Source organism: Halomonas sp. CH40, assembly GCA_041875495.1.
Classification (GTDB): Bacteria; Pseudomonadota; Gammaproteobacteria; order Pseudomonadales; family Halomonadaceae; genus Vreelandella.
Genome location: CP112982.1, coordinates 833,803 through 858,431, shown reverse-complemented (window position 1 = coordinate 858,431; position 24,629 = coordinate 833,803). Strand labels below are relative to the sequence as shown.

Below are 24,629 nucleotides of genomic sequence, written 5' to 3'. Positions count from 1 at the left end.
AGATTCACCATGAAAATCATGCTTGCCTACGATGGCTCTCGCAACGCCAAGCTGACACTGGCCAAGGTCATCACCATGTTTCAGTCAATGTCACCCACCCTGGTACTGGTGGGCGTGGTCGAGAATCCGCGTGATTCGACCGATGCCAATGAAGAACTGTTCAACGAGGAATACGCCACTCTGAAAGCCAGCCTGCAGGAAGGGGTGGAAGTGGCTCAGAAGGAAGGCCTGGAGGTTGAGCGGGTTATCGCTGAAGGCGATGCGCGCAAGATGCTGCTGGATGCCAGCAAGCGCATCTCTCCTGACATGCTGGTCATCGCTCGCCACAGCCACGCGCCGGACGGCGGGCTGATTGCCCAGTCGCTGAGCTACTTCGTTGATGAACTGGATTACATGACCTTCGGCAGCGTCAGCTCCTTTCTCACCCGGCGCGCTGAATGCCCGCTGCTGATAATGTCCAGCTAAGCCCTGTCCTAAGCCCTGTCCAGCTAAGCCCTGTTGGCACCCTGTTGCCTTGGTAAAAAGGAACACATCCCATGAAAGTCGCTAAATTATTCCAGGTGCGCTCGCCCGAGATACGCGCACTGCACCTGACCTGGATCGCCTTTTTCATTACGTTTTATGTCTGGTTCAACATGGCGCCGCTGGCCACCAGCATGCTGCGTGAAATGGACTGGCTGACCCAGGATCATATTCGTCTCTTTGCTATCTGTAACGTCGCCCTGACCATTCCCGCCCGTATCATTGTGGGCATGGCGCTTGACCGCTTCGGCCCACGGCGGGTGTTTTCAATTCTGATGGTCACTATGTCAATCCCGGCGCTGACCTTTGCCTTTGGCGATACCATGACCCAGCTGCTGGTCTCACGGCTGATCCTCAGCTCCATCGGTGCGGGCTTCGTGGTGGGTATCCACATGACGGCACTGTGGTTCAAGCCGCGCGATATCGGCTTTGCAGAAGGCTTCTACGCAGGCTGGGGTAACTTTGGTTCTGCCGCTGCCGCCATGACGCTGCCGACCATTGCCATCACCCTGTATGGCGGTGACGACGGTTGGCGCTGGGCCATCGCCCAGAGCGCTGTGGTCATGGCCGCCTACGGGGTCTATTACTGGTTCGGAATTACCGATGGCCCCAGTTCCCATTCCCACCGTAAGACACGCAAGGCCATGGCCATGGAAGTCAGCACCTGGGGCGATATGGTCAAGCTGATCCTGTGGACCATTCCTCTGGTCGGCTGTCTGGCCATTCTGGTCTGGCGCATTCAGGATCTGGGCTTCATGTCCACAGGTGCCGCCATCATCGCTTATCTGGTGATCTTCGCGATCATCGTTTACCAGGTCACCCAGATCATCCGCGTCAATGTGCCCATCCTGAAAAAAGGCGTGCCGGAGGACGACAAGTATTCCTTTAACAGCGTCGCTGCCCTGAACAGCACCTATTTTGCCAACTTTGGCGCTGAACTGGCGGTGATCTCCATGCTGCCCATGTTCTTTGAGCAGACCTGGGGGCTGACCGCTGCCGCCGCTGGCATCATTGCGTCGTCATTTGCCTTTGTGAATCTGGTGGCTCGCCCCATGGGCGGTGCTGTTTCTGACCGTATGGGCAACCGTCGCTTTGTCATGCTCAGCTATATGTTCGGGATCTTCATCGGCTTTACCCTGATGGCGACCATGAACGAAAGCTGGCCACTGATCGTCGCCATTGCGGTGACCATCTTTACCTCTTTCTTTGTTCAAGGTTCAGAAGGTGCCACTTTCGGGATTATTCCTTCCATCAAGCGGCGCATTACCGGGCAGATTTCGGGGATGGCGGGTGCCTACGGCAACGTCGGTGCGGTGGTCTACCTGACCATTTTCACCTTTGTCACCCCCACCCAGTTCTTCTACATTCTGGCCGCAGGCGCCTTTCTGAGCTGGCTGATCTGCTTTATCTGGCTGAAAGAACCTGAAGGGGCCTTTGCCGAGGAATACCATGTCTCTTCGGTTGACCGCATGATTGCCGAAGCTGACGGCCCGCACCATTAACCTGAATATGAGCGGATGCTCCTTGCCCGCCTATCGGCTGTACGTGTTCCCACGCTGCTGCGTGGGAGCGCGACATGGCCTAAAACCAAGCAGACGTCCTGCATAGCCCCTCAGGTTATCGGGGCGAACAGCAACTCCAGGTCTTCTTCCTCAAACAGCGGGCCATCGCTCTGACGCTCAGCACCGCCTTCCAGAATTGAGGCCGCAAGGTCGGCCTTGCGTACCTGCAGATCATGAATGCGTTCCTCCACAGTGCCTGCACAGATCAGCTTGTAGACAAAGACCGGGTTCTGCTGGCCCATACGATGGGCACGGCCAGTCGCCTGCGCCTCTACTGCTGGGTTCCACCAGGGGTCATAGTGAATCACGGTATCGGCGGCTGTCAGGTTAAGCCCGGTACCGCCTGCTTTCAGGCTGATCAGAAAAACCGGAATCTCACCCTGCTGAAATGCTGCCACACGCTGTGTACGCACCTTGCCAGGTGTGTCGCCGGTCAGGCTAGTGTAGGTGATACCGGCCTTTTCCAGTGCCTGACTGATCAGCTCCAGCATTTCGGTAAACTGTGAAAACACCAGAATTCGCCGTCCTTCCTCAATCAGCGGCGGCAATAATGTCTGTAGTTGGTCAAGCTTGGCTGAGCGCTTAACCTTGCGGGCACTATCCAGCTTGACCAGACGCGGGTCGCAGCACACCTGACGCAACTTAAGCAGGGCATCCAGCATCACAATGCCGGAGCTGGCCAGGCCGCGTTCTGCCACGGCTTGCTGAACACGCTGGTGCTGAGCCAGACGCAGGCTTTCATACAGCTCACGTTGGGTGCCCGTCAGGGTGACTTCACGACGGGTCTCGGTGATTTGCGGGAGTTCCGCCAGTACCTGCTGCTTGGTTCGCCGCAGCATCAGCGGGGCAAGGCGACGCGACAGTTGCTCACGAACAGCCCCATTGCCTTCTTTCTCGATCGGCGTTCGAAAGTGCTGACCAAACCATTGCTGGCTGCCCAGCGCACCGGGTGCCACGGCATCCAGTTGCGCCCACAGCTCACCCAAGTGGTTTTCCAGGGGCGTACCGGTCATCGCCAAAGCGCGCTCGGCGTCCAGGGCACGCACCGCCCGAGCCGTCTGACTGGCAGCGTTCTTGATCGCCTGTGCTTCATCCAGCACCAGTAGACCAAAGGCCGTTTCACGCAGACGTTCCAGATCACGAATCAACAGCGCATAGGTGGTCACGACCAGATCCGCTTCCGGCAGCGCCTGGTCAAACTGGCGCTCACGCTGGGCCTTATTACCCTGCAGCGCCATCACCTTGAGTGTCGGTGCAAAACGTGCTGCCTCGCTACACCAGTTACCGACCAGACTGGTCGGGGCGATTACCAGCGTCGGCGTTTTCAGGGCGCCACGTGCCCGCTCGTCCAACACATGGGCCAGCACCTGCACCGTTTTGCCCAGCCCCATATCGTCAGCCAGAATGCCCCCTGTCCCCAGCTCAGCGAGAAAATGCAACCAGGCCAGTCCCCTGGCCTGATAATCGCGCAGCTCACCGCTGAAACCATCCGGTGCAGGCAAGCTTGCCGGAAGTTTACGCAGGCGCTGCGCCAGGGCGGTCACTTCCTCACGCCCACCCCAACGCTCATGCTCCGCCACGGGAGCAAGGTGCTCGGCTGCCGTCAGGGGCAAGGCAACTCTGGATTCGGCTTCACGCTCATCGCCCAGCCAATCCAGAATGGGCGCCATCAAGGCCCGCAACTTCGCCAGCGGCAACGTCAGGTGGCGACGTTCGCCCAGATCCACCGTCCAGCTTGCCTCACTGGGTTCATTTTCATCCGCTTCCAGGGGGAAATCATCACGCCGGAGCAATTGCCGCAGAATCGGCAGAAGGTTGATCCGCTCCCCCTCCACGTCGATATCCAGCGCCAGGTCAAACCAGCCATTGCCCGACGGCTCAAGCTCACCGTACCAGGCTTCAGGCTCCAGGTAGATCGGGGGTTTAGGGAACTCATCGCTGAACGCAATCAGGCAACCCGCTTTACGCAGGATATCAATCATCGCCCACCACTCATCGGGGCCGGCCAGATGCGTTTGCCACTCGGTTGCCTGCCTGGGCAGTTCGCCATTACGGGGCAGCAGCAGGGTCCAGGGTGGTACCTCCAGATGATCAGGGACAGCATCCACTTTCATCAGCTGTTCGAGGATCACCATGCCGGATGGCAGTTTGCGTACCAGCGCGCGCTCAGCTTCAAGATCCCGCTGAACCGTCAATCGCTGCCCATCACGGTACCCTTGGGAGGTGTTTTTTTCTTCCGGCGGCACGTCAATGCCCGCGTAGTCAAAGCTCACCACGCCAGCCCCCACGCGAACCCAGCGCGGCAGCGGCGCACCGTGGCGAAAGCCAACCTGGCCTTCCGCCACGCACATAGTCACCTTGAGTGTTGGCGCGACATTCTTGAGGGTTTTCTCTTCTACTTTTGTTGGCGGCGGAAGCTGATCAGCAAACGCTGGCAATTGATCAAGCCGCTCACTCAGCCAGCGGCTGATCTCTGGTGGCACCGGCGGTGATCGATGTAGCTTTTCAACCAGCTCGACAGAGCCCTCCATGCGGCCAAACAACCCCTTATCAGGGTCGAGATAGCAAAGGCCGCGCCCAACCTTGGCAATCATCGCATTAGATGAAAGGGCACCTTCCGGCAAAGTGGCGGCTTTCAGATGCTGCACTCCCTTGCTGTCTGCCTGCCAGCGCGGCGCCAATTGGCAATCGCCGCCAGGTTCCAGCTGAGGCCCCGTCTGCTTGCGGAAAAACACTAATGGCGGTGTGTCACTTTCTATCAGGGTCCACAATGCGCGGGCCTGAAAGGCATGGGATACCAGCTTCAAGCGTTCATGCGCTCTGGACCAACTGAACTCGTGCCCGCCGTGCATCAGTTGATCAAGAAGGTCTTCCTGCTCAGACGGCCAACCTCCTTCAGGGGCTGGCAACAGCTTGCCGCCGTACTCAACATCAATAGGACGTGGCGACACCCAGCTCTGCTTTTTGCTTTTACTTTTCTGCTTGGAGGGACGCAACCATACCGGCAACACCGCGAGATTTTGAATTTGCCCCGCCCAATCACGGCTATCAACAAAAAGAGCCAGCCGGTACTCGGCACCGACACAGTCTTGCGGATCAGGCGACGCTGAGGCTGACGATAGCTGTGTGATCCAGTTTTCCCAGCGCTTTTTGAGCATGTCATGTTCATTCGGTTTACCCGCACCCCCGGAAGACAACTGACGTTCCTTCCGATTTTCAGGCCCGCCAATCATCTGGTTCAGAAAAGCCTGGATCAAGGCCACCGCATGCTTGCATCTGGAACCCACCGGACAGCTACAGTCGGTTAACAACTCCCTATCAAGCACATTGATAGTGATAGCTGTCTGGTAAGGGCACTTTTCACTCCCCTTAACCTCACCGGAGAGAGTCAGCCACTCCTCATCGCGTTCAATCGTCACGCCGTCCAACACATTCCCATGCTGGGCATAGTAGAGGCCACGATTCACCGATGCGCTATCAAAAAATTGCTGCCAACGGTGCTGAATCAGCGCAATGTACAGCCCCATGGCATTATTGGTGAGATGGCTATCAGACATAGAAGTCTCTTAAAACAAAAACAGTGTGAGCGGGTAAAAGTGCTAGAACGCCTGGTATGTTAACAGGCTGCGCTTGGCCGAACAGCCCTGCTGACTTGTAAGTCCTACACAAAAAAGCACCTGACAGACAAGGCGTCTGCCAGGTGCTTTAAAATGATGATTATCAGTTTTTGGGTCGTTCAGGCTCGCTGCTTACAGCTCAACGCCCATGTGCTGCAATGTTCCCATGGTCAACTGGCCATATGGTAGGCCGTTATCCTTCTGGTACTGAATAACAGCATTACGTGTCCTGTCACCATAGACGCCGTCAATCCACACAGGGTCATAGCCTTTCTGCTCAAGCGCCACTTGCACACGACGTACGACGTCTTCGGTCGTGTTGGTTTCACACAGTATTTCACGCCATTCCAGGTCTGCATCACTGACCATACGCTGCTTGGTCACCTCGGCATACTCCGCTGGAATCCTGGTTTTTTGCTGCTGCGGCTTACGCACTTCACGCACCACTTCAACGGTTTCATAAACCGCCGGAACAGTCACTGTTTCAGTGCGTGCTGGCTGATCAACCACGCGACGCGTCACCGTTTTGTACTGGGCGGGCACGTCTACTTCAACGGTTCTTTCAGGGCTGACAAGCTCCTGACGCGTGACCGTCTTGTATTCAGCCGGCACTTCAACAAGACACATGATCTCGCCCGTCGCTTGATCAATACGCTCAATCGCGCCTCTACCCTTCTCCCAAGTCGTATAAGCTGGGCTAACCATAATCTCTTCAGTCACCGTACGGTACTCGGCTGGAATTGTCCTGAGCTCTGTACTGGCTTCAGATACCAAAACCTGTTCGGTGACTGTTTTATAGGTAGCAGGAATTACCCTGAGTTCTTCGTAGGCTTCTTCGACGACTACCCGCTCGGTAACCGTTTCATACTGAGCCGGAATCACCGTTACGCGCTCGCTTTCTTCAGCGACCAACACTGTTTCGGTCTCGGTTTTATAGACAGCAGGAACGACAACGCGCGCATAACAATGATTAGGCTTGGCATTCGGTGGCAGAAGACTTGATTGGGATGATTCATTTAACAATTCTTCTAGCCGATTGTTCTCAGCCGTTAATTGGGCCTGACGGCTCATCAACTCTTTGAATTCCTCGGTTTCTGTCACGTTTTGCTGACTAGTGGCACAGCCAGATAAAATGACAGCAGCCGTAATTGGCGCCAAGAGATAGCGAAACTTCATGTTAACAACCCTTAAATTACTTAATTATGATGTAATTAAATAATACAAGGTACTTGGCAAATTAAAAGCACAAAGCTCACTTATTCAATAAAGTTCACTATTACCTTGGGCAAACTTTGGAACTATTTCCTATTTGTGACTTTGTTGTTATCGGTACTTTATATGCTGACTCACCCAAGCAGCAGATCGCGTTCAATCGGTATAAACTGGCTCGCAGCATTAATGAGGGAGGCCGCGGTGAGCTGGGCCACGCCGTAGACCTCGACACGCTTGCCGTACACCTCACGAATTTTCTGCGCCAGCAGATCAAAATCGCCATCGCCAGAGACCAGCACCACCACATCCGCTTTCGCCGCGTATTCGATAGCATCCAGCGTGATACCCACGTCCCAGTCGCCCTTGGCGGAACCATCCATGCGCTGGATAAACGGTTTTAGCCGAACATCAAAGCCAATCGAACGGAGGATATTCTGAAACTCACGCTGCTTGGCATCGCCCTTGTCGATGGCGTAGCAGCGGGCAGCCAACACTGCTCGGTTCGCCGTCACCTTCGCCCAGAACCGGCGATAATCGAAGTGTTTGCCGTAGGCTTCGCGCACGGTGTAGTAGACGTTCTGGGTATCCACGAAAATGGCGACGCTTGTCATGTCAGATCAGCCTTGTTAGCGACCACTGCCCTACCCGTTCAATTGGATTTCTCAGCTGCTCGCAGTCCTTCAGGGGTGCCATCAGCCAAAAAGATGCGAATGGAGATCGTGCGGGCTTGGTTAGGTGTCATGTTGATTCCATACTGAGAAAGAGTCCAATGATTCGATAAAACCTCTGCTTGCTGCAGTATTAGCTCCACAGCTTCCAGCCGGTCGCTCTCCGCCAACGGCTCCCGTAACTGCCCAGTCGATCTCATTGCCTTATCCCTTCTCATACTTTCACCTTCCAGTAGCCCCGCGTACCGCCAACCCGTTCAATCGCGCCAGCTGCCTTCAGCTTGTCCAAATGCTTCTTTACTGCGGAGTCGTTGATACCGAGTTCTTCTGCCATTTTCCGGTAGGGCATGTGTGGGTCTCGCTTGATGAGTTCCAGTACGGCTAACTGGCGATCGGTGAGTTCGGTTTGAGCCACCTTCCCTGAGATTGAGCCACCCATTGAGCCATCCATTGGGCCACCTGTTTCATCGGTATCTGTAGCCGCCAGGCTGGTATCCCTGGCAAACTCAATATCCACAAAATCCCCGCTTTCACTGAATGCAGGCTCGGGGTTGCTCGCTTGCTGACACAGTTCCCGAATACGGCTCATGCCGCTGCCCCACTGTTCGATGTAACCCAACTCCTTGAAGACCCGGGCCAGCACTTTATTGCGGATTTCCGAGCGGCCTTTTAAGGCTTCGCTCAGGGTGAGGCCATTTGGGAGGCCACCGGGAGAGACGATGTTCAGTATGTCATCGTAGATGCCGACTTTGATATCACGCCCGGCATTGCTGTAATCACGATGCACCACGGCGTTTACCAGGGCTTCGCAAATCTTTCCTAGCCGTCTTCTGCGTCCAGCTGACCTTCAGTCTTGGGGTCTCCTTATCCACAGCTGGGCGCTTTCAGCAGCAGGAAGTGCTCAATTAACCGGATCATCAGCGTCTTCTGATCCGGCTGACTTTCCGCCACCAATAGGGCCAGAGCCACTAGAGTATTGTCATTGATAAATTGCTCTACTCGCTTTGCCAGCAACGCGGCGTTGCGGCGCAGGTACCACAGGAATAGAAAGGAGCCGCAGCGTTTGTTGCCATCGGCCAGAGGATGATTCTTGATCACAAAATAAAGCAGGTGTGCAGCGCGGGTGGCGACGTTAGGGTAAAAAAGCTCATCCCCAAAACCTTGCTCAATGGTGGCCAGGGCAGACGCCAGACCGTCACCCCGTAACTGACCGAACAACTCGGTGGCCTCCCCTTTGGCAATCAGGGTCTGTTTAAGCTCGCCGATGGCCTGAAGTGCCTCTTCCAACCCTAAGGGCTGCATATCCGGCTGCTTAATACCTACTTCCGCGAGCTGCTGCTCATCGTAGCCCTGTAGCAAACTCCAGGAGCGGGCGTAGTCGCTGATCACCCGGGCGACGGCCTCTCCTTCGTTGGAGACCAGGCCTTGGTTGGTCAAGGTGCGGCTGAGCAGATCAACGGCCTGCTCGAACTCAATGCCACGCTCGGTTAGGCGGCGCTGATTGAGGGTATAGCCCTGCACTAGGTGATCTTTGAGAACTTGAGTGGCCCATTTGCGAAATTGGACGCCACGCTGAGATTTCACCCGATAACCAACGGAGATGATCATATCCAGATTGTAGTGATCGATCTCCCGCTGAACTTGGCGCCTACCCTCTTGGCGAACTATCCGGAATTTCCGGATAGTTAAAGCTTTTTCCAATTCGCCCTCAACGAATACATTTCCTACATGCTCATTGACAGTTCGGACATCTTTACCGAACAATTCAGCCATCTGAGCTTGGCTCAGCCAGATGGTTTCTTGATCCAGCGCCACTTCCAGCTGTGCTTGGCCGTCAGTCGAGGTAAAAATGCGTACTTATTGTTCAGACATAACCGTTCCTTGTCGTTATAGGCTGACACCTGAAAAGCCATCAACCCTTCGTGTTCCATAACGATGACGTAGAGCATTAGTCATAGCATAGCGGCTTGCGTACATCCACTACTCATCTGGGCGTCACCGAATAACGCGTACTTCGCCCACCACCGGGAAGCTGATAAAGGCAGCCTTTATCCACCAGTTCAGCCAAATCCCGCGTGGCAGTGGCTTTACTCACTTTAGCCAGCGATTGGTACTTGCGGGCATTAATACCCTGCGCAAACTCCTCTCCTGCGGTATCCAACAACCGGTTCAGCACCTTGATCTGTCGTTCGTTCAGCACGGTGGTCGCATGACGCTGCCAGAAGGTGGCTTTGATTAATACACGGTCGATTCTTAACAGTGCCTGTTCAAGCGCCTCTTTCAACGTCTCCAGAAACCACAACAGCCACGGCGTAATATCGAGGCTGCCTTGCTGAACGCTTTCAAGCTGATCGTAGTAAGCGCTGCGCCTTGCCATGATGGCAGCGCTTAGTGAATAGAAGCGGACAGATTGATGCTCTGCCTGTGCCAGTGCTCGGTCTGTCACCGCCCGAGTGACGCGGCCATTGCCATCATCAAAGGGGTGCAAGGTAATCAACCATAAATGGGTAATGCCAGCGCGAACCAGCCCATCAAGCCCCTGAGGTGGGTGGTTGAACCACGCAAGAAACGCATCCAGCTCAACCTCCAACTGCCCACGTGGCGGCGCTTCAAAATGAACGGTAGGCTGATCAAGCCGCCCCGAAACCACTTGCATGGGGTAATCGCCACGCAACTTGCCAACACGTACATTGCCAAGCACGCCGGGGCCTTGCACAAACAGCATGGATTGCCAGAGGCAAAGCTGTTCTCGGGAAAGCGGTTCATCCAACTGATGCGTGGATTGCAGCAATAGCTCGACCAGCGCTTCAGATTCTGGTGTTGTTCTGGCAGAGACACCGGCCTGCTCTAACCCTAGCTGGCGGGCAACGGAAGACCTCACAGAGTCCACATCCAGGCGCTCACCTTCGATTTCGCTGGTACGAAGTGCATTCTGGATCAGCGCATCCATTTCCACGTCCAGATCAGCCTGACCGTAGGCCGCCTCAGTTTTACCCAACACCCTGCCCTGCAGTAACCGCAGGGCATCCAGCGTAGGCCGAAGAACGGGCTCATCCCACTCAAAATGCGGCCAATGCCGCTGTTCCCAGATATACATGAGCCGATTGCCCGCCTATTCAGATCATATTATGAGCCGATTATGATTTATATTCGGCTCATGGGCTAGTCATGGGAGCTGATTAAGACCGCAAAGAGGATGATGGAAAAAATTTATATTCAATTTAGTCGTGTACTCCGCCAACGATCAGAAGCATGTCTGCAAGAACCCTCTTTGGCAAGATATAACCTCAACCTGACGATGCTAGATGGGGGGCATATCATTGGACTGAGTCCTTCCCTGACCACCCCAATAAAATTCGCTTTAATATATATCGCAGCACTTAAACAAGCTAAAAAATCATTAAAATCATGACTTTCTCTTCTTATTGCTTTGAGACGCAAGAGCCCTTTGCTTTCCAATATCAAAATTAAGTATCTGACTTAACCTTTGCTTATCAGCATCACTTGTTTTAAACATATACAAATGCCTAATAACAACTGACTCTAATAGTCTTCTTGAAAAGTGATTACCTTCAGTAATTCTTTTTATCTCACTTATATATGCAAAAGGAATATTTCCTGGCACTTCCATGCGAGTAGATAAATCTATCAACTTGTAAGCAACCAAATCTTTTTCTTTTGCCACTTCACTTATCACTTCTTTTAGTTTAGCCGAGCTAACTGAAGCAGCTGCTTTATGTATAAAAGAAAAAGACATAATACCAAAAATATCAAATAACAATTTTTTAGCTAATTTTTCATTATCATCTTCCGCAGAAGACCTTTCAGCCATTATTGTTGAAAGCTCTCTAACCAAGGGTTCTTGAGCTTTTTCTAAAGCCATAAAAAAATGTTTCAAAGCACGAAGAGGGGCTTCAAAAGATTCATCTATGATTTCTTTTTTAAAAGAATTCCTTAAAGAACCGTAGTAATTTTTGGCAATTAATCCAAGTATTTCAACAGTTTTAAACATAAGGTTTATTTTATCTTGGAAATTCAACTCTTCTAAAGGTTGTGCATACTCATCCACTTCTCCATTAACCTCAATGTCATCTTTACTTCTCCTTTCCGCCTCTTGATTTTTTTCAGTATCAATCTCACCGATAATAACTTTAGACGCTTCCTCAATGAAGTCATTCAGAAACTCGGTATCCCCATTAAAAGAGATAGGTTCAACGTCTGAAAAAAGGTCAGATGACACCTCTATTATTTTTTTTATAATATCTGTTCTGTTTGTGTGATGCGTTAGAAAAATCACAGCATGAGCATTATCTCTAATGTATAAATGGTCACAACAATCTTTCACAAGCTCTTTTACAACTTCATCCTCCCAGTTTATCGCCAAATACTTCCCTAAAAAAAAGAAATATATATAAGAGTATGAGAAACAATAAAAATCCTGCCTAAAAGTTAAAATCTTTGCCTTTAAAAGTTTTTCCTTTCTCTGGTCAAAATCAACTCTAGTATATTCTTTTGAATAAAAATCATTAAAGGCTAAAAACTCATCCGAAGAGATGCTTTTATCTCCGTTATTTCTCATCTCAAATGCCAACAAACTACAATAATTAAAAAGTTCGTCAAGCTGATCCGGTTTAAAATTAACCCTTTTCAAAGAGCTTGTAATTAAATATTGATAATAATATCCGTATGAGCTATTTTGTATACCCCCATCTTGTGCAGCCTCAAAACTCTGCAAAAGAGTTAGCAAATAGAAAGGAGTAGAAGGTACCAAATGCTTGCCAATAACTGAATTTATAGAAGTTTCAGCTTCCGATATTTTATAAGCAGGGTCTTCAAAATTACCCTCTAAATCGTAGGACCCTCCATTCCACTTCTGTATTAGCTTATGTCTTAACTGATGACCGAAAGGTAGCAATTCATATCGCTCAAACTCTTGAGAAACATCGGCCATCTCTGTGTCTGTTAAGTCACCATACTCCAGACTTGTTCCTGTAGTAACAATAACCCTTTCAAATCTATCCATAAAAAATTTCAGAAACTTTGCACGATGCTCTGAGGTAGCTCGCAATTGATCATAATTATCTAAGTAAACGATTTTTTTCGATTTTGGGGTTTGATTATAATCATTTAAAAAACTCTTGGAGTACTGCTTCTCTACGCATCTATTAACATACCTTTCCACTTTTGCCAAACTTGCATTTCTGACGTTTAAACAATCAATATATATCGGAATCAAACCCAGGTCGTAGTGCTTCAGAAAAAATTCATATAGTAAAAAAGTTTTGCCTGAGCTTTCACCTCCGCGCAAAAATAGATTTTCACAAGAATCAATCAGGTCTAGAGAGTTGCAGTACTTTTCTTCATCAACATCGGCATCACTCTTTTTTAACTCTGGAAATATAAAAACATCATCTCTATTCAAAGAAGATTTAGTTGGATGAACAAAATTCCCACCTACATCTTTTATTTGTTCATAAAATTCATTTGAGAGGCCGCTCGATTTCTTGCTCGCTGAAAAGTTATTATATGAAATCCACTCACTCTCTCTTTTTTCAACAAAACACTCATTTGAAGCATCCCAGCCATAACCAGTTTAAAAAAACATCTCTCTTTTCATATCAAAGACTAGAACAGAAAATTCACCATCTAAGATGCTAGCCCGGATTTCTCATAGCACCTCAGCCAGCACCGCACTCAGGATGTCGTGCCGCTAAACACCTATTGGCACGGCTTAAATAGCCTACTTTTTAACCATTTTCCGTCATTCAGGCACACTTCCCCCTTCCCCCCATTGCATCGGGCCGGGGGCGCCCGAGCATTCAGTTCGGCACCAACTGTCTGACGAGATCGGATAGCGCCGTTTTATAGGGATAGCTGTCACTCATGAGTACTCGGACTCGGCGCGTATTGCGGATGATAACCGCGCCCACCTTGATGAGTTTGAGCCTGAGGCTACTTGGGCTCATGCGTGCGAAGGGCGTGTTCTTCAGGTAAGCCCGTAACCGCTCGAACAGCGTATAGGCAAAGCCTGATAAGATCAGCCGCCATTGATTAGCCCACCAGTGCGTGCTGGACGTGCGGTCAGCAAACAAGCTCAGTTGTTGATCCTTGATTCGGTTCTCCATGTCGCCCCGAGCACAGTACTGCTCGTAGTAAAGCTTGAAGCCATCGTCGTAACGGGAACTGACGATAAACCGGGGATTGGAGCCAAGCTCGCCTTCTTCCAGGCGGGCCACCACCCAGCGCGGGTACTTCCAAGAGTGCGCTTGATATTGGAAGCGGAACGTCTCTGCCACTTTCCCTCCTACCTGCCACTGGGTCTTGCGTACCAGCATCATGGGAACGTCCACTTCCTTGAGCAGCCGACTGTTCTTGCCAATACCCACGATGTAGTCGACGTGATGCCGATCGCACCAGTTCAGCATCCGGGGGCGACAAAAATGGCTATCGCCGCGTAATACAATGCGGGTGTCGGGCCAGTATTGACGGATAAAGCGGACAAGTAGGGCGAGGATGGCCCAGCTGTGGCGGCTGTCGCTGCGGTCACTGGTGCGCAGATAGCTCACCAGCAGATGGTGGCCACAGAAGACATACAGTGGGAAGTAGCAATGGTGATTGTAATAGCGGTTAAAGAACTTGCCGGGTTGGTCGCCATGCACGGGAATATCAGTGCCATCAAAGTCCAGCACAATCTCTTTGGGTGGTTCGTCATGCTGCTCGATGAAGTGATGCCAGAGTAGCTCATGGGCCTTCACTATCGCTTGTCGATCAGCGTTCTGCTCTATCCGGGACAGCGTTGACTTGCCCGCCAGCACCTCATTTTCATCCAGTGCCGTCTGAAGGGCCTGATCATAGCGCAGGGCTTCATGGTCGTTAAAATCTTCGTAGCCAGCGGCGACACCGAACACCCGCTGACGAACCAGGGTGTCGAGTTTGTGGCGAATCTGCTCCGGTGCCCGAGGATCATGCAGTACCGATGCCAAACGGCGCGTCAGGCGATGTTGTTTGTCGATTTCACGAAGCAGAAGCAACCCAGCATCGGAGGTAATGTGGCCACCGGAGAAATCGGCTTCAATCTGGCGGCGTGAGAGTGGCGAGAAGGTCAGTTTTTCAGGTACCATTTTGGAAGCGGCTGTTGATGTTGGTTTTTGGTGTAAGGTCCTGAAACTTTAACATTTTCAGCCGCTTTCTTTTATACCCTATGAGAAATTCGGGCTAGGATCTTGCTGCAAAGCTCCTGCTTCAATATGGTAAAATTTACTGCTATTTGAATTAGCAATGTCAGAACTTAAAAAAGTGTGTTCATGCCCTGAAAGAATCATTGAAGACACTGAACATATCTTATCTTTCAAATCATGATAACTTCCTTGGCCAAACCAATTAAATGGATGGTGCATAAGAGAAATAACAATATCGTTATTATCTTTATCGCAACCATTTTTACTAATCAAGTCAACTGGATAAACCATTTCTCCTTGTTTTTCATGCAACTCTGACATCCATGAAAAATTTAAAGAATTAAACTTAATAGAAACGCCTTCAAAGAGAAAAGGATATGATTTAAAAAGCTTTAAGTCTAAGCTTGGTGTTGGGCTCATTTCTAATACAAATTGTTCATATTCGTCTAAAACAGATACACACTGTTTTACCACATCTTCGCTCAATTCGTCTCTTGGATTTTTCTTAACATTTTCAATAAGGATTTTTCTTACTGAATTACTTTTATTAAAATCGCAATCATGGTTTCCAGGGCAAAACAAAAAATAAACGTTTACATTGTATTCATTACAAATATTGTCTTTTATTTTATTTAAAAAAATCTTCGCTGCTTCATACTGATAGGCTTTTCCACTAAAGGCTATATCACCAGTCACTGCAAAGAAAACATGCTCCACATCTGGCATGTACTTATAGCAAGCAGCTGATATTTTGCCGTGTTGGCTTAGAATCAAATCATCCTCTGCACGTATATGTATATCACTTATATGAATCACGGCAAATTTCATTTCAGCCTCATTATTAAAAACATATAGGAAGGTGATAAATATTGAATAATAGCCAATTAAACAATAATTATTTATGGTTGTAAGAAAAGATAAACTAGGATATTTTTATTTGCAAATAAAAAAGCCACCCGATCATCCAAGTGGCTTTTTCTGGTTTCATTAATTTTCAGGCAAAAACTCACTCCCACTCAATAGTAGCAGGCGGCTTGCTGCTGACATCGTAGGTGACGCGGGAGACGCCTTCCAGCTCATTGATAATCCGGTTGGACACCTTCTCCAGCAGCTCGTAGGGCAGGTGCGCCCAGCGGGCGGTCATGAAGTCGATGGTTTCTACCGCGCGTAGCGCGATGACCCATTCGTAGCGGCGGCCGTCGCCGACGACGCCAACGGATTTGACCGGCAGGAAGACGGCAAAGGCCTGGCTGGTTTTTTCGTACCAACCGGAGGCGCGCAGTTCTTCGATGAAGATGGCGTCGGCTTCGCGCAGAATGTCTGCGTACTCCTTCTTCACTTCACCCAGGATACGCACGCCCAGGCCCGGCCCCGGGAAGGGGTGGCGATAGACCATGTCATACGGCAGACCGAGTTCGAGGCCGAGTTTGCGCACCTCGTCTTTAAAAAGTTCGCGCAGCGGCTCAACCAGCTTGAGCTTCATGGTTTCCGGCAGGCCACCCACGTTGTGGTGGGATTTGATCACATGGGCCTTGCCGGTCTTGGAGGCGGCGGATTCGATCACGTCCGGGTAGATGGTGCCCTGGGCAAGGAAGTCGACGCCGTCAATCTTGCTGGCTTCTTCATCGAACACATCAATAAAGGTGTTGCCGATGATCTTGCGCTTCACTTCCGGGTCGTTCTCGCCCTTCAGCTTGCCGAGGAAAAGGTCTTCGGCATCGACACGGATGACCTTGACGCCCATATGCTTGGCGAAGGTTTCCATGACCTGATCGCCTTCCTGCTTGCGCAGCAGGCCGTTGTCCACAAACACACAGGTCAGCTGGGTGCCAATCGCCTTGTGCAACAACGCCGCTACTACAGAGGAATCGACGCCGCCGGAGAGACCCAGCAGTACGTGGCGGTCGCCCACCTGCTCGCGTACGCGCTGCACCTGATCTTCAATGATCTGTGCCGGTGTCCAGAGCTTTTCAGCACCGCAGATATCCAGCACAAAGTGCTCAAGAATGCGCTGGCCTTGCAGGGTGTGAGTCACTTCCGGGTGGAACTGTACCCCGTAGAACTGCTTGTCTTCCCAGGCCATGGCGGCAATTGGGCAGCTCGGCGTGGAAGCAGTCACGGTGAAGGTATCCGGCACCTCGGCGACCTTGTCACCGTGGCTCATCCACACATCCAGCAGCGCTTTGCCGGTGCTGGCGTCGACGTGGTCTTTAATGGCTTTGAACAGGGCGTTTTCGGCGTCGATCTGAATCTGGGCGTAACCAAATTCACGCTGGTTGGAACCGGCGACCTTACCGCCCAACTGCTCGGCCATGGTCTGCATGCCGTAGCAGATACCCAATACCGGCAGGCCCATGGTAAACACACATTCAGGCGCACGCGGAGAATCCAGCTCGGTCACAGATTCCGGGCCACCAGCCAGGATGATACCGTTGGGATTGTAGTCGCGGATCTCTTCTTCAGTGATATCAAAGGCGCGGATTTCAGAGAATACACCGATTTCGCGCACCCGGCGGGCAATCAGCTGGGTGTACTGGGAGCCGAAGTCGAGAATCAGGATCTTATGGGCGTGAATGTCACTCATGGCGGGGTCTCGGTTACGCGGTATGGGGCCGCTGGTAAAGCCAAAAAGCAAACGGCGAGGAGAGCCTCGCCGCTGTGATGTAGCGCTTAGGAATTAACTGGCGCGATAGTTGGGCGCTTCCTTGGTGATCTGCACGTCGTGGACGTGGGATTCGTTAAAGCCGGCACCGGTAATCTTGACGAACTCCGGCTTGGTGCGCATTTCATCAATCGTGCGGCACCCGGTATAGCCCATGGACGCGCGCAGGCCACCCATCATCTGGTGGACAATCGCACCCATCATGCCTTTATAGGGAACACGGCCTTCAACACCTTCCGGCACCAGCTTCTCGGCACCTTCGGTTTTATCCTGGAAGTAGCGATCGGCACTGCCCTGATTCTGGGACATGGCACCCATGGAGCCCATACCGCGATAGGCCTTGTAAGTACGGCCCTGGTAAAGCTCGATTTCACCCGGTGCCTCCTCGGTACCGGCCAGCAGACCACCGGCCATGACGGCACTGGCGCCTGCGGCAATCGCCTTGGACAGGTCACCTGAGTAGCGGATGCCGCCATCGGCAATCAGCGGAATATCGTATTTTTCCAGCGCTGCGGCGACGTTGGATACCGCCGTAATCTGAGGCATACCCACGCCAGCTACCACCCGAGTAGTACAGATGGAGCCGGGGCCAATGCCGACCTTTACCGCGTCCGCACCGGCTTCAGCCAGGGCGATGGCGGCGGCGCCGGTGGCAATGTTACCGCCAATCACCTGCACCTGTGGGAAATGCTCTTTCACCCAGCGAACCCGGTCAATCACGCCTTTGGAATGGCCGTGAGCGGTATCCACGATGATCACATCCACACCGGCTTCGGCAAGCGCGGCTACACGGTCCGGCGTTTCCGGGCCGGTGCCAACAGCGGCGCCCACCAGCAGGCGGCCATCGTTGTCCTTGGCGGCCATCGGGTAGGTGCGAGCCTTTTCGATATCCTGGAAGGTCACCAGGCCGCGCAGATGGAAGGCGTCATCCACAATCAGCATTTTCTCGATGCGGTGCTCGCGCATCTTGGCCTTGCTGATTTCGATGCCGGTGCCTTCCGGCACGGTGACCAGGCGTTCACGCGGGGTCATGATATCCGCCACGCTGTCGCCGTGATTCGGCTGGAAACGCATGTCACGCTCGGTCACAATACCGACCAGGGTTTCGCCTTCTACCACCGGGAAGCCCGAGAAGCCGTATTCACGGGCCATGGCCAGCAGGTCTTCAAGCTTGGCCTTGGGGCTGACGGTGACCGGATCGTTAACGATCACGCTTTCGTATTTCTTGACCTTGCGGACTTCAGCGGCCTGCTGAGACATGGTCATGTTCTTGTGGATGATGCCAATGCCGCCTTCCTGAGCCATGGCAATCGCCAGACGCGCTTCGGTCACCGTATCCATGGCAGCGGAAAGCAGGGGGATATTCAGCGAAAGGTTGCGGGTCAGGCGGGTTTTGAGGCTGACATCCTTGGGCAGGATATCGGAGAAGCCAGGAACGAGAAGTACGTCGTCAAACGTAAGTGCTTCTTGGGCCATACGTAGCATAGTGGCAACACCCAATTTGAAGTGGGAAGATGGGGCTGAAAAGTTAATCCCCCATTATAACGCCTATGCGACCAAGGCAGCAATGCACTCTGCATTTCGCATGTCAACTTATCGATGTAGCCCAGTGTCCAAAAGGCAGAGCGACGCACACCCACTGCACATTGACATGTCAATGTTTTATGCTCTGATTATCGGGCATCACAGCTCAACATCTGAAAGAGAGAACCAATGGATAGGCAAGCTACACTTCAACTACTGCGTCAAAGCAAGCTGAAGTTAAAAGAGCGCTATGGTGTGGACCGTCTTGCCCTGTTTGGGTCGACTGCCAGAGGCACGGCCACAACCAGCAGCGACATCGACGTGTTGGTGAGCTTTGACGGCCCTGCAACCTCCAGGCGCTACTTTGGTGTGCAATTCTATCTGGAAGATTTACTTGGCTGCCCTGTAGACCTTGTGACAGAAAAGGCGCTACGCAAAGAGCTAAAACCATACATAGATAAGGATATTGTCAATGTCTGAGCCGCTTATGCGCGAATGGCGCTTCCGCACCTGATGCTTGAAGATCAGCCGCAAGATGCCCTCACCATCAGCCAGCTGAATCAGCGGGCGCGTCAATCCCTTGAGCAGGGGATTGGCGAAGTGTGGGTGGAAGGTGAGCTTTCCAATGTCTCCCGGCCTGCGTCGGGGCATCTTTACTTTACCCTGAAAGATGACACTGCCCAGGTGCGCTGCGCGCTGTTTCGCCAGCGGGCACGCTTTGTCTCGGCGCCGATGCGCGACGGTGATCAGGTAAGGCTGCGCGGGCGGGTTTCCCTGTTTGAGCCACGCGGTGACTACCAGCTGCTGGTAGAAGCCGTGCAGGCCACCGGGCTGGGCGAGCTGCTTGCGGCCTTTGAGCGCCTGAAAACCCAGCTCAACGCTGAAGGCGTGTTTGCCAATGCTCGCCCTCTGCCGTTTCCGCCGCGCCGCCTGCTGCTTGTCACCTCCCCCAGCGGCGCGGCGGTTCGCGATGTGCTCGCGGTGCTCAACGCCCGCTGGCCGCTGATTGAGGTGAGCGTGATTCCCGTACCGGTACAGGGCAGCGAGGCTGCCCCGGCGTTGATTTCAGCGCTGGGCATGCTCAACCGCCAGAACCGGCTAGACCCGCTCAGGGATGCGGTGCTGATCACCCGAGGCGGCGGCAGCCTGGAAGACCTGTGGGCATTCAATAACGAGCATCTGGCCCGGGCGATTTTTCATTCGCGCTTACCGGTAATGTCGGCCGTTGGCCATGAGGTGGATGTCACCCTGGCGGATTTCGCCGCCGATTGCCGGGCGCCCACGCCGTCTGCAGCAGCGGAACAGCTGGTGCCCGACCAGCGAGAGCTCAAACGCCAGCTGGTTGACCAGCAGCAGCGCCTGCAGCGCGCCATCACCGCCCGGTTTGAACGCGACAGTCAGCGCCTCGACACCCTGCGCGCCCGATTACGTCATCCCGGCGAACGGCTGGCCCAGCAGCGCCAGCATATCAAGGCGTTGCACCAGCGCCTTGAGCGAGCCATGCAGCAACGCCTGATCCAGACGCGTGAACGCCTGGAACTGTGGCGCAAACGCCTGGCAGTCGAAGATCTGCAACGCCGCCACCTGAACGAACAACAGCATCTGGAACGCCTCAACCGACGCCTGCAAAACGCCATGGCCCTGCAGCTGGAAAGGCGCCAGACAAAGCTTTCCAGCGCTGCCCGCGAGCTGAATGCGGTCAGCCCGCTGGCGGTGCTCGGGCGCGGCTATGCCATTGCCCAGGATGAACACGGCCAGATTGTGCGCCGCGCCGCCGATACCTCCCCCGGCCAGAAGCTCAAACTGCGGCTGGGTGAAGGCAGGCTCAGCGTTGAGGTCAAACGGCGCTTTACTCAGGGTAAATAGCAGTTAGCCGCCGAGGGTGAAGGCCAGCTTTCCCGCATGGGCAGGCGCTGCGTTGGGGCGATCATGAATTTCCCAGGCAACCTCATCCGCTTCAATGCGCATCACCGCCGTGGCCAGGGTGTTTTCCTGATCCGGGTCGTCGGCGGCAAGGCGCAGGATGGGCAGGCCATCAACCTGTTGATCGTGAAGAATCGCCAGAGGCACCCGCTCACCGGCGGCTAATAACTGCTCACCACGCTGCTGGCGGTCACGGGAGGATGCCGTGATCGACTGGGCGGCGACTCCCTGGGGCTGAAAAAGCGCATGATTGGCATGTACCGCAGGCACACTCAAGGCCCGCTGCGCCAGGGCACCTGCCCCGAACTCGACGCTGATCACCTCAGGCCGGCCACGCTCGGCCAGCGAGAAATGAAAACCGCCACATTCGGGGTGCTGCTCCAGCAGGGCGATCACCTCAGCAATAGTGTTTTTATACAAAGCGGCGCGGCCCAGTACCATGCGCGGCATCTTGGGGATAACACCATGCAGGCGCAGGTTATTGACCGCCTGCACAAAGCCTTGGCGGGTGATTGCCAGGGTGTGGCCGGGAATCGAGCCTGGATAGCAGAAGGCCATAAACCCATTGGCCTGATCAGGGTTCACTTCGGCAATAAAGCAGTGCCCGCTGAAAAACGGCAGGCCATCTTCGTTATGCGCTACTAGCGGGTTATCGCCAGGGATCACCAATGTGGTACAGCCATCCGGCACATGGGGCAGCAAGTCGCCACGGCAGTTCCAGGCAACTACCGCATCAAGAGGCAGTGCAAGCCCCTCTGCCAGACCTTCCAGCTCCTCCCACACCGCCGGGAAATAATGCTGAGTGTTAGCGGCCATGGTGGCCACGGCCTCACGATGACACGGCGCGGTCACTTCCGCCCAGATGTCACTGGGCAACAGATGGCGGTGTACCGCATCACGCCCGGCCCGCCCCAAGGCCAGGCCGATGTCGTAAGGGCATCCACTAATGCACTGCCAGTCCAGCGATGAAACGTGATCAGACATGGCGCCAATACCCTCGCTGCAGTCGGTGAGTGATTGAATATGAGCGGTCAAGCAAGCGTCTTGATCAGCACCTTGGATTTACGCGCGTGATTGTAGGTTTCGCGCTTGAGTAACGGCAGATCATCAATACTGGCTGACACAAAGCCGCGCTCCACAAACCAGTGGGCAGTATGGGTGGTGAGCACAAAGATGGCGCCCACGCCGAGGCGATGCGCACGCTGTTCAATGGCTTCCACCAGCCGCTCACCGCGCTCGCCGCCCCGGTAGCTGGTATGCACGGCCACACAGGCAAGCTCCGCAATGTCGGCTTGCGGAAACACATGCAGGGCCGCACAGCCGATCACCATGCCGTCACGCTCGATCACCAGGTAGTCATCAATTTCATGCTCCAGGCGCTCACGGGAACGCGCCACCAGCATGCCCCGGCGTTCAAGCGGTTCCAGCAGCTCAAGTAGCCCGGCAATGTCATTCAGGGTGGCAGGGCGTAGCTGTTCGTAGCGATGCTGGGTGATCATGGTGCCGACGCCATCCCGGGTAAACAGTTCCCCCAAGAGTGCATCATGGTTGCGCCAGCACAGCAGGTGAGTGCGCGCCACGCCTTCTCTGGCTGCCGCGCAGGCGGCCTTCAGATGGCGTGCCAGCTCGCTGCCCTGCTCGGCCGCTGCCAGGCGCGGTTCAGCCTCGTCCGGGCTTAACTGGCGCAGCAAGGTACCTTGCTCATTGGCCAGCCCGTCAGACTCCCCTAGCAGAATCAGCTTGTCGGCTTTCAGCGCCACCGCCGCATGATGGGCCACCTCGGCGGCATCCAGATCAAATACCTCCCCCGTGCTGGAAAAGCCCAGCGGTGGCAGCAGCACCAGAGAGCCCTTTTCAAGCAGCCCTTCAATCGCCCCGGCGCGTACGCGGCGCACCTCGCCGCTGTGGTCAAAATCCACCCCTTCACGCACGCCTAGCGGCTTGGCGGTCACCAGATTGCCGGAAATCACACTCAGATCGACCCCATGCAAGGGCGTACTTGGCAACCCCAGAGAAAGACGCGCTTCCAGCCACAGGCGTTGATGAGAGGCCACCTGCTCTACCTGTGCCATCACAGCGGCATCCGCCACCCAGCGCCCCGCCACCAGGCGCGGCGCCACCCCGGCTTTCTGCAGAGCCGCCTGCACCTGAGGGCGAATACCAAACACCACCACCAGACGAACGCCGAGCGAATGCAGCAGCGCCAGATCCTGAATCAGCTGTTCGCCGCGCTGCGACGCAATCGCTTCACCTTCAATCAGGATGACGAAGGTTCGCCCGCGGTGGGCATTAATATAGGGCGATGCATTGCGAAACCAGTCAACAAAGGGGAAGCGTGTATCCAAGGGCCGCTCTCCGGCAGCAGGTGAAAGAAAATATCAGCGTTTACTTTACCAGAGCTGAAAAAACAGCGGCACCTCCCCAGCATGATCAAATGCCGAAAAGATGCCGCCTGGGTCTTTCACAGGGTAAAACGAGACAGCGTTAAACTAGCCGAACATGCCCTTAAACATAAAGAAGAACAGGATAGCCAGGCCCGCGCCTGCCGGCAGGGTGATCAACCACGACATGGCGATAGTACCGATCACCCTGAGGTTCAGGGCGGTCATGCCGCGAGCAAGGCCCACCCCGAGCACCGCCCCTACCAGGGTATGAGTGGTGGAAATGGGCAGCCCGGTGCCGGAGGCCAGCACCACAGTCGTGGCGGCTGCTAATGTGGCCGCAAAGCCACGGCTTGGGGTCAGCTCGGTAATACCGGTGCCCACTGTGGCAATTACCTTATGGCCATAGGTCACAAGGCCGACCACAATACCGCCGCCGCCCAGTACCAGCACCCACCAGGGCACCAGGGCAGCGCCGCCCACTTCACCACCGCTTTGCACCACGCTGATAACCGCTGCCAGCGGCCCAACCGCGTTGGCCACATCATTGGAACCGTGGGCAAACGCCATGGCACAGGCGGTGAAAATCATCAGCACGGCAAAGGCCCGCTCCACGTTGGCATAGCCGAAGTGGTCTTCGCTGGTTTTGACGTAAACCACCCGGCGCTCCATCACAAAGCCAATACCCATCAGCACCAGGCCCAGAATCACCGAGAGCAACAGGCTTTGGGCAAAACTCAGCGTCAGCCCCACATGCTTGAGCCCTTTGGTCATGGTGACCATGGCGACGACAAAGCCAACCAGGAACACATAGGCGGGCAAGTATCGCTTGGCCGCTGCCAGCGGGTTCTGCGCTTCAAACACCAGATGATGAATCGACTTGAACAACACAAACCCGACGGTGCCCGCCAGCAAGGGCGAGACTACCCAGCTGGCGGCAATGGTGCCCACCGCGTTCCAGTCAACCGTGGCAGCGCCCAGGCCTGCCACGGCAAAGCCGACAATGGCACCGACAATCGAGTGGGTGGTCGAGACCGGCCAGCCTTTCATGGAAGCAATCAGCAGCCAGGTGCCCGCTGCCAGCAGCGCCGACAGCATGCCATACACCAGCAGCTGAGGGTCATCCTGCAAAAGCTCCGGGTCGATAATCCCCTTGCGGATGGTATTGGTGACCTCACCGCCTGCCAGCCAGGCGCCGAGGAATTCAAAGACGACCGCAATCAGGATGGCCTGCTTGATGGTAATCGCCCGGGAACCCACGGAGGTTCCCATGGCATTGGCAACATCATTAGCCCCGACCCCCCAGGCCATAAAGAAGCCAAACAGGCAGGCCAGAATGATGAATATATCGCCGTATTGCGCAATGATCTGCATATAACC

At 53.9% G+C, this 24,629-nt stretch carries 18 protein-coding genes; 4 read left to right on the top strand and 14 right to left on the bottom strand.

What is annotated here, in order from left to right:
* The first annotated feature begins 9 nt into the window (after window positions 1-9).
* Both OR573_03955 and OR573_03950 read left to right on the top strand, forming a co-directional pair.
* The gene (locus tag OR573_03955; GenBank protein XGA80818.1) at window positions 10-465 is read left to right on the top strand and encodes a universal stress protein; all 456 of its coding nucleotides are present in this window, start codon (window positions 10-12) and stop codon (window positions 463-465) included.
* 71 nt (window positions 466-536) lie between these two features.
* Window positions 537-2,024 carry an MFS transporter gene (locus OR573_03950; protein XGA80817.1) on the top strand — a complete coding sequence of 496 codons (1,488 nt, stop codon included), beginning with the start codon at window positions 537-539 and terminating at the stop codon, window positions 2,022-2,024.
* A gap of 110 nt (window positions 2,025-2,134) precedes the next feature.
* Here OR573_03950 and OR573_03945 read toward each other — a convergent pair whose 3' ends face one another.
* The 11 genes from OR573_03945 to guaB form a co-directional block, all read right to left on the bottom strand.
* Complete coding sequence (locus OR573_03945; protein XGA80816.1) at window positions 2,135-5,641, bottom strand: DEAD/DEAH box helicase; 3,507 nt, start codon at window positions 5,639-5,641, stop codon at window positions 2,135-2,137.
* A 192-nt stretch (window positions 5,642-5,833) separates the two neighbouring features.
* Window positions 5,834-6,877 carry a peptidoglycan-binding protein gene (locus OR573_03940; GenBank protein XGA80815.1) on the bottom strand — a complete coding sequence of 348 codons (1,044 nt, stop codon included), beginning with the start codon at window positions 6,875-6,877 and terminating at the stop codon, window positions 5,834-5,836.
* Window positions 6,878-7,047: 170 nt separating this feature from the next.
* The gene (locus OR573_03935; GenBank protein XGA80814.1) at window positions 7,048-7,524 is read right to left on the bottom strand and encodes an NYN domain-containing protein; all 477 of its coding nucleotides are present in this window, start codon (window positions 7,522-7,524) and stop codon (window positions 7,048-7,050) included.
* A gap of 271 nt (window positions 7,525-7,795) precedes the next feature.
* A complete protein-coding gene (locus OR573_03930; GenBank protein XGA80813.1) occupies window positions 7,796-8,371 on the bottom strand; it encodes a winged helix-turn-helix transcriptional regulator in 576 nt (191 codons plus the stop codon).
* A gap of 74 nt (window positions 8,372-8,445) precedes the next feature.
* Window positions 8,446-9,354, bottom strand: coding sequence for a virulence protein RhuM/Fic/DOC family protein (locus OR573_03925; GenBank protein XGA80812.1), 909 nt, complete (start codon window positions 9,352-9,354; stop codon window positions 8,446-8,448).
* 211 nt (window positions 9,355-9,565) lie between these two features.
* Window positions 9,566-10,678 carry a Fic family protein gene (locus OR573_03920; protein XGA80811.1) on the bottom strand — a complete coding sequence of 371 codons (1,113 nt, stop codon included), beginning with the start codon at window positions 10,676-10,678 and terminating at the stop codon, window positions 9,566-9,568.
* Window positions 10,679-10,987: 309 nt separating this feature from the next.
* Entirely contained in the window at window positions 10,988-13,003 is a 2,016-nt protein-coding gene (locus OR573_03915) for a hypothetical protein (protein XGA80810.1), read from the bottom strand.
* Window positions 13,004-13,400: 397 nt separating this feature from the next.
* Window positions 13,401-14,702, bottom strand: a complete 1,302-nt coding sequence (locus OR573_03910; GenBank protein ID XGA80809.1) for an IS1380 family transposase — start codon at window positions 14,700-14,702, stop codon at window positions 13,401-13,403.
* Between the two features lie 78 nt (window positions 14,703-14,780).
* Window positions 14,781-15,587, bottom strand: a complete 807-nt coding sequence (locus OR573_03905; protein ID XGA80808.1) for a metallophosphoesterase — start codon at window positions 15,585-15,587, stop codon at window positions 14,781-14,783.
* Window positions 15,588-15,765: 178 nt separating this feature from the next.
* Window positions 15,766-17,343: a glutamine-hydrolyzing GMP synthase gene (gene guaA, locus OR573_03900; protein ID XGA80807.1), complete on the bottom strand. Its 1,578-nt coding sequence runs from the start codon at window positions 17,341-17,343 to the stop codon at window positions 15,766-15,768.
* A gap of 93 nt (window positions 17,344-17,436) precedes the next feature.
* Window positions 17,437-18,906 carry an IMP dehydrogenase gene (gene guaB, locus OR573_03895; GenBank protein ID XGA80806.1) on the bottom strand — a complete coding sequence of 490 codons (1,470 nt, stop codon included), beginning with the start codon at window positions 18,904-18,906 and terminating at the stop codon, window positions 17,437-17,439.
* Window positions 18,907-19,134: 228 nt separating this feature from the next.
* Here guaB and OR573_03890 point away from each other — a divergent pair, with 228 nt between their 5' ends.
* Both OR573_03890 and xseA read left to right on the top strand, forming a co-directional pair.
* Window positions 19,135-19,425 (top strand): nucleotidyltransferase family protein, encoded by a 291-nt coding sequence (locus OR573_03890; protein XGA80805.1) that lies wholly within the window; start codon window positions 19,135-19,137, stop codon window positions 19,423-19,425.
* Window positions 19,426-19,440: 15 nt separating this feature from the next.
* A complete protein-coding gene (xseA, locus tag OR573_03885; protein XGA80804.1) occupies window positions 19,441-20,811 on the top strand; it encodes an exodeoxyribonuclease VII large subunit in 1,371 nt (456 codons plus the stop codon).
* Window positions 20,812-20,814: 3 nt separating this feature from the next.
* Here the strand turns inward: xseA and OR573_03880 are convergent, their stop codons facing one another.
* The 3 genes from OR573_03880 to OR573_03870 form a co-directional block, all read right to left on the bottom strand.
* Entirely contained in the window at window positions 20,815-21,852 is a 1,038-nt protein-coding gene (locus OR573_03880) for a C45 family autoproteolytic acyltransferase/hydrolase (protein ID XGA80803.1), read from the bottom strand.
* A gap of 47 nt (window positions 21,853-21,899) precedes the next feature.
* Window positions 21,900-23,213, bottom strand: coding sequence for an amino-acid N-acetyltransferase (gene argA, locus OR573_03875; GenBank protein XGA80802.1), 1,314 nt, complete (start codon window positions 23,211-23,213; stop codon window positions 21,900-21,902).
* A 144-nt stretch (window positions 23,214-23,357) separates the two neighbouring features.
* Window positions 23,358-24,623 carry an inorganic phosphate transporter gene (locus OR573_03870; GenBank protein ID XGA80801.1) on the bottom strand — a complete coding sequence of 422 codons (1,266 nt, stop codon included), beginning with the start codon at window positions 24,621-24,623 and terminating at the stop codon, window positions 23,358-23,360.
* Window positions 24,624-24,629 lie beyond the last annotated feature (6 nt).